We start from the raw sequence: 6,515 nt of genomic DNA on the forward strand, positions 1-6,515 counted from the left end.
CTCTGCCGATTTGTTCGCGCAGCGTCTCCGACAGGAGAAGCAAGTGGCGTTAGGGTTAGGGAGGGGTAAAACTTATGCTGCCTAAGCATTTGAGCTTAGGTTAACAATAGCCGTGCTACTACCATAAATGTGGTTTCAATCAGTAAAGAATGCTGGAAATCACTGAAATTTTAGATTCTTGCAGAAAAATCAACAATTTTACGTATGACAACTTTTTATACAATTGTCCACCATAGATATGTAATCATTTACTCTAAATAGTGTAAATTATGGCAAGAGCAAAACGGACTTCACGTACACTTGATAAAGCTGAAGTACGACTAGCAAGTGTTAAATCTATCAATCCAACTCTTGAGGTGAGGGAGGGGTTGTCAGTCAAAGATTATACTGACAGAATAGAAAGCCTGCGAGAATCTATAGAAGAATACAATACCGCCCTCTCCAATATTGATATATTGCTAACCCATATCGTCGAAAGTGAAAAAGATTTAGCAGATTATTCCGATCAATTTTTGCGCGGTATAGCTTATAAATTTGGCCACAATAGCGACGAATATTATAAAGCTGGAGGAGTTCGCAAAAGCGATCGCAAGCGTCCTGTACGTCAAAGCGCGGTTTTGCCCGCAAGTTAATCGTAGGGGCACACAAGAGACTTCTTGCAGAAGTCGGGAAAAGGGGAAGGGGAAAGGGGGAAAGGTTTGGTATTTTCCCTTTCCCCTTTCCCCTTTAACCCCTTCGGGGTTCGCCAGTCGCTCATGGGGGAAACCCCCAAGACCGCGCTGGCTCACCTTTTCCCACAAGAGTGCAAAAAGCAATTGATTGCAAGAGGTCTATTTTGTCCCTATCTGTGTACTTCAACTTAACCTACATCATCATGGGCGAAACGGTTAAACAGGAAATCTAAGGCATAGTTACGCAGTTGATAGTATTGTGGATCTTCCATAATACGGGCGCGATCGCGGGGACGCGCAAAGGGAATTTCCATGACTTCACCAATCTTTGCATGTGGCCCATTAGTCATCATCACCAATTTGTCTGCTAAAAATAGCGCTTCGTCGATGTCGTGGGTAATCATCAACACTGTGCAGCGGTTTTCATTCCAAATTTTCAGTAGTTCTTCTTGTAACTCTTCTTTGGTAATGGCATCCAGCGCCCCGAAAGGTTCGTCTAAAATTAAGACTTTGGGACGAATTGCCAAGGCGCGGGCGATGGAAACTCTTTGTCTCATACCGCCGGACATTTGCATTGGTTTCTTTTCCATTGCGTCAGCCAATCCCACCATTGCTAAATGGTCGCGCACGATCGCTCTTTTTTCAGCTTGTGGTTTATTAGGATAAACAGCGTTAACAGCTAAGTAAATATTTTCAAAAGCAGTCCGCCACGGTAGCAAGGCGTAGTTTTGGAAGACAACCATTCTATCCGGGCCTGGTTTGGTAATGGGCTGTCCTTCTAGTAATACTTGCCCGGAGGTGGGAAAGTTAAAACCAGATACCATATTTAACAACGTAGATTTACCACAACCAGAGTGACCGATAACACAGATAAACTCGCCTTGCTCGACGTTGAGGTTAACGCCATCGAGGACGGTGAAAGGGCCTTTTTTTGTGGGATAGACTTTGGTAACGTCTTTGATTTGTAGGAAGGGGTGGCGGGTGGTGGCTGTATTTTCTAGTGGGCTTCTGAGGTCGGTAATTGTTGAATTGCGGTTTTGCATGGTGATTTGGTTATTGGGTATTGGGGACTCTTGGCGGCGAACTATTAAAGTTCAATGCTTGTTAATGGAGTTCAGAAGTTCATTAAGGATTTCCAAAAAATAAATTATCCAATCTTGTGGGGTGGACATCTTGTCCGCCCTTGGCGATGGGCGGGCGAGACGCCCACCCCACAAGAAGTAGTTGAGTATTTTTTTATTTGGGAGTCCCTTAATGGAGTTCAAAGAATTGTGGGTGATGTCCTATTTCTTCCACTTCCTCTTTCTCTCACGATTCTTTTATGAGGCAAGTTTTCTTCTGGGGGCATCGAGAATGACTTCGGCCACTGAAAAATCGCGTTTAATTTTCAAGTTGTTGAGATAGGCAATTGGGTCGTCGGCGTTAAAGGGAGTATTATCGAATAGTTGGATGGGTTGGCGAATGTAGCTGATATCTAAGCCTAATTCCCGTGCGGCGGTGCTGAAAACCCGGACTCTACACACGCGTTCGACGACTTCCACCCAATTTCTGGGAAAGGGAGTGTCGCCCCAACGGGCTAATTGAGTCATAATCCAAATTTGTTCGGTGCGGCTGGGGCGGTTAATGGCAGACTCGGAATAAAATTGGTGGTGGGCGTAGTCGCGCAGGGGATGGTCAATATCGCAGGTGAGACTATTGGGATCTTCTAATTGGATGTATTCTAAATCGGTGCTGACATAATCTCGACTTGCTAAAATTTGGCGAATTTCTTGGGCATTGTCGGGGTTTGCACAGTATTGACAAGCTTCTAATAAGGCTTTGGTCAAAGCAATGTGGGTGTTGGGATAAGTTTCTGCCCAATCTTCCCGCACTCCCAGAACTTTGCCGGGGTGTCCTAGCCAAACTTCCAAATCGGTGGCGATGGTAAAGCCAACGTTTTCGGCGGCGGCGCGGTAATTCCAAGGTTCGCCGACGCAGTAACCATCAATGCTGCCTGCTTGCAAGTCGGCTACCATCTGGGCTGGGGGAATGGTCTTCATGTCTACATCGCTGTCGGGGTCTATGCCACCAGCGGCTAACCAGTAACGCAGGAGTAAGTTGTGCATCGATGCGGGATGCACTACTCCCATTGTGTGCCTTTGGTCGTGGGTGTCTAGGAGGTATGTTTTGAAGTCTGATAAGCTTTGCACGCCTTGGTCGTAAAAGCGTTTTGCTAAGGTAATGGCGTTACCGTTGCGGGTCATGGTGAGGGCGGTGACAACAGGGAAAGGTTGGTTGTTGTGTCCCCCTAAAGTTAGCCACATGGGCATTCCTGAGGGCATTTGCGCCGCATCCAAATAACCGCCAGTCATGCCATCAACGATACCACGCCAACTACTTTCGCGCACGAGGTGGACTTCATCTAAACCATGCTTGACAAAAAAGCCTTTTTCTTTAGCAACTGCTAAGGGGGCGCAGGCGGTGAGGGGTAAAAAGCCAATTTCTAAGTTAACTTTTTCTAAGCCGTGGCGGGAAATGTCGGCTGTTTTTCTGGCGCGAATTTTCTTAATGCGTTTTTGTTGATTGAGGAAATAAATCATTTCACTCCGCAAGCTGTAGTAGCTGGGATGTTCTACAACTTCCATGCGCTTACGGGGTCTGGGAATATCTACTTCTAAAATGTCACCAATTTTCGATTCGGGGCCGTTGGTGAGCATAACAATTCTGTCAGATAATAGCACTGCTTCGTCTACATCATGGGTGACCATAACAGCAGTAACTTCATTTTCTTCGCAGATTTGCATGAGTTGTTCTTGCAAATTACCGCGAGTCAGGGCATCCAAAGCGCCGAAGGGTTCATCTAATAATAATAACTTGGGGCGAATCGCTAAAGCGCGAGCGATCGCTACACGCTGCTTTTGTCCCCCAGATAACATTGTTGGCTGTTTGTCAGCATGGGGACGCAAGCCCACCATATCTATATGTTTTTCCACAATGGCGTTGCGTTCGGCTGCGGGTACGCCTTTCATTACTGAGTCCACAGCTAAGGCAATATTTTCTCTCACTGTCCGCCAAGGTAATAGCGAATAGTTTTGAAAAACCACCATTCTATCGGGGCCTGGTTGCCTGATTTTTTGCCCTTCTAAGGTGACAATACCTTCAGTGGGCAAATCCAAACCCGCAATCATATTTAATAATGTAGACTTGCCACAACCGGAGTGACCAATTAAAGAAACGAATTCCCCTTTTTTAATTTCGAGGTCAATTCCTTTGAGGGCAATGTATTTACCACCGCCGGTTAATTCAAAAACTTTGTCAATGCGATCGACAGCAACGAATGTAGACATGGTAGTTTGGTTATTGAGGGTTGAGTTTTAAACGCAAAGGGGCGCTGAGGTTGGCGCTGAGGTGCGCGGAGGTTGAGGGTTAATAGTAGCTGCCGGATTTACGGTATTCTAGGGCGGTTAAGCCGTCGGTTTCTAGGACTTGGCCTTTATCGACTACGGCGTAAATTAACCATCTGTCACCGCATTTCATTTGATTTTGTACGGTGCATTCTAGGTAGGACAATGCTTCGCTCAGAATTAGGCAACCATTGTCAGCTGTTTTTGTGGAAAGATTGATAAAGGGATTATTTCCTAAAACGCTATTGCGGAAAAAATAGCGGCGGATATTTCTACCTTCTTTGAGGATATTTAATACAAATTTATCGCCGGGATGACACATTAAATCTGCGTTTTGTTCTTCAGCAATGGCAATCATAATGCCTGGTGGATTAAAGGTTGCTTGCGATACCCAAGAAGTTAAAACGCCTTTGTGGTTTTCTTCGTCACGAGTTGTTAAAACACACAATGAACCAATAATACGTCCTACTGCTTGTTCGGTGCGGTCTACTTTTGCTTCTGTAACAACTTGACGTGCAGTCCGCAATTTCTTTGTTTTTTTCAAGTTTTGAGCAAAGGAAGCGCCTGCTTCTTTACACTGTTGGATAATCTCATCTGTAGGTGTAAAACGGACTCGAATTGTTTCAAATCCTAAACGATAATTGGCATCTTTGAGTTTACTTTCTAGTAAATCAATTGCTTCTCCACTCCAGCCGAATGAACCGAATACTCCTGCTAATTTTGTTTTTGCTGCTGTGGCTATAACTATTCCTAAAGCTGTTTGAATTTGGGTTGGCGCATGACCGCCTAAGGTGGGCGAACCAATAATAAATCCTTCGCAAGCTTCAACAATGCGGGTAATTTCTGCTGGTTCTGCTAGTTCGCAATTAATGGACTCTACGTTAACTCCATTTTCAATTAAACCTTGAGCGATGGCATTCGCTACAATTGCCGTATTTCCATAAGCTGAAGCATAAAGTAAAGCAACACTTAATTCTTGTAATTTTTGTCCTTGACACCATTGCCGATAATCAAAAGTAAAGCGGCTGAGGCTGTAACGAACAACAGGGCCGTGAGCAGGAGCATAACATTTTGCGGGGAAAACCGAAAGCTTTTCTAAAGCAACTTCCACTTGTTTAGCTTGGGGTGCGTGGAGACAATCAAAATAATAATGACGTTCTGCATCTAAACTTTTCCAGTCTTCATCGAAGAGGGTATCTTCACAAATATGAGCGCCAAAAAATTTGTCTGTGTAAAGAATTTTAGTTGCAGAATCATAAGTACACAATCCATCTGCCCAGCGAGGAGTTGGTACAGTAATAAATGTCAGATGATGTCCTTGTCCTAAATCCAAAGTATCCTCTGAACGCACAGCTTGAATGCGCGATTCCCACTCTGGAAAAGCAGTTTTCAAAGCATTAGCAGCAGGACGAGAACAAATTAAAGTAGCTTGAGTAGCTTCAGAAAATAATACTTGTAACGTGGCTCTGCGGTTGGGATTGACATGACCGAGAACAATATAATCTAAAGTAGTGAGATTGAGATGTTGTGCTAATTCCTGGAGATAAATTTCCGTAAAAGATTCACCAGGAGGATCGATTAAAGCTTTTTTATCAGCTTGAATCAGATAAGAATTCGCCGTAGTTCCCCGTTGGCGGGAATACTCAACTTCAAATTTTAGCCTCTCCCAAGTCCGCGATCGCAAAACCAGCGTATCTTTACCAATTTCAGCAACCTGTACATCTCTGGGATGGCTAGTAGTTAAAGTATTAGCAGACATAGTAACCTCTTTGGGAATGGGGCATGGGGCATTGGGCATGGGGCATTGGGAGAATAATTCTTAACTCCTAACTCCTAACTCCTAACTTCTAACTTCTAACTTCTAACTCCTAACTCCTAACTCCTAACTCCTAACTCCTAACTCCCATTACTTTCAATTAATTCCGATTTGGCTCGATTTTTATAGCGTTTAGACATTGCTTGTTCGGGGTCAATACCTTCAAAGGTGGGGGGTAGCCAAACTCGAACAACGAGTATTACTCCTAAAACTAATAAGAAAGCACAAGTGGCTAAAATTTGACTCCAATTAGTTTCTAAAACTCCTTTAACAATGACTTCTCGCAAGGCCGAAACAATGGAGACTTCTACAGCTACACCAATAGATATTCGTTGTTCTTGCAAATAAATAATCAGCAGTCGAAACAACTCAACTAAGATGAGCAAAAAGAGAATATCGGCAGTAACAATATGAAAATCCAGTGGGGGAAGCAGGGAGAAAAACATATCTCTCACCTGAATTACCATGAAGCAAAACAAACCAAGACACAAAGAAATCACAATCAAATCTTGAATCAATTCTAAGGTTTGTACGATGCGTTTCCGATGGATTTCATAGGTGGGAATTTGGCTATCTTGAGCAGACTTATACATGGCTTTTTGTGTGTGGGGAGTGGGGATATGGAGAAGACGCGGGGACGCGGAG

Annotated in this window: 5 protein-coding genes; 1 reads left to right on the forward strand and 4 read right to left on the reverse strand. The window is 44.1% G+C overall.

The window, feature by feature from the left end:
- Positions 1-269: 269 nt before the first annotated feature.
- On the forward strand, positions 270-632 hold the full coding sequence (locus tag VF06_RS30705) for a hypothetical protein (RefSeq protein WP_099072371.1): 363 nt from the start codon (positions 270-272) through the stop codon (positions 630-632).
- A 227-nt stretch (positions 633-859) separates the two neighbouring features.
- Here VF06_RS30705 and VF06_RS30710 read toward each other — a convergent pair whose 3' ends face one another.
- The 4 genes from VF06_RS30710 to VF06_RS30730 all read right to left on the reverse strand — a co-directional run bounded on the left by VF06_RS30710 (position 860) and on the right by VF06_RS30730 (position 6,463).
- Positions 860-1,714: a nitrate ABC transporter ATP-binding protein gene (locus VF06_RS30710; RefSeq protein WP_099072370.1), complete on the reverse strand. Its 855-nt coding sequence runs from the start codon at positions 1,712-1,714 to the stop codon at positions 860-862.
- A gap of 276 nt (positions 1,715-1,990) precedes the next feature.
- On the reverse strand, positions 1,991-3,997 hold the full coding sequence (locus VF06_RS30720) for an ABC transporter ATP-binding/substrate-binding protein (RefSeq protein ID WP_099072368.1): 2,007 nt from the start codon (positions 3,995-3,997) through the stop codon (positions 1,991-1,993).
- A gap of 79 nt (positions 3,998-4,076) precedes the next feature.
- On the reverse strand, positions 4,077-5,813 hold the full coding sequence (locus tag VF06_RS30725; RefSeq protein ID WP_099072377.1) for a diflavin flavoprotein: 1,737 nt from the start codon (positions 5,811-5,813) through the stop codon (positions 4,077-4,079).
- A gap of 137 nt (positions 5,814-5,950) precedes the next feature.
- Complete coding sequence (locus VF06_RS30730) at positions 5,951-6,463, reverse strand: phosphate-starvation-inducible PsiE family protein (protein WP_099072376.1); 513 nt, start codon at positions 6,461-6,463, stop codon at positions 5,951-5,953.
- Between the last annotated feature and the right edge of the window lie 52 nt (positions 6,464-6,515).

Source organism: Nostoc linckia z4, assembly GCF_002608075.1.
In the GTDB taxonomy this organism is placed as follows: domain Bacteria; phylum Cyanobacteriota; class Cyanobacteriia; order Cyanobacteriales; family Nostocaceae; genus Nostoc; species Nostoc linckia.

Coding starts and splice junctions, on each gene's coding strand:
- VF06_RS30705 (WP_099072371.1), top strand. CDS start 270: ATGGCAAGAGCAAAACGGACTTCACGTACACTTGATAAAGCTGAAGTA.
- VF06_RS30710 (WP_099072370.1), bottom strand. CDS start 1,714: ATGCAAAACCGCAATTCAACAATTACCGACCTCAGAAGCCCACTAGAA.
- VF06_RS30720 (WP_099072368.1), bottom strand. CDS start 3,997: ATGTCTACATTCGTTGCTGTCGATCGCATTGACAAAGTTTTTGAATTA.
- VF06_RS30725 (WP_099072377.1), bottom strand. CDS start 5,813: ATGTCTGCTAATACTTTAACTACTAGCCATCCCAGAGATGTACAGGTT.
- VF06_RS30730 (WP_099072376.1), bottom strand. CDS start 6,463: ATGTATAAGTCTGCTCAAGATAGCCAAATTCCCACCTATGAAATCCAT.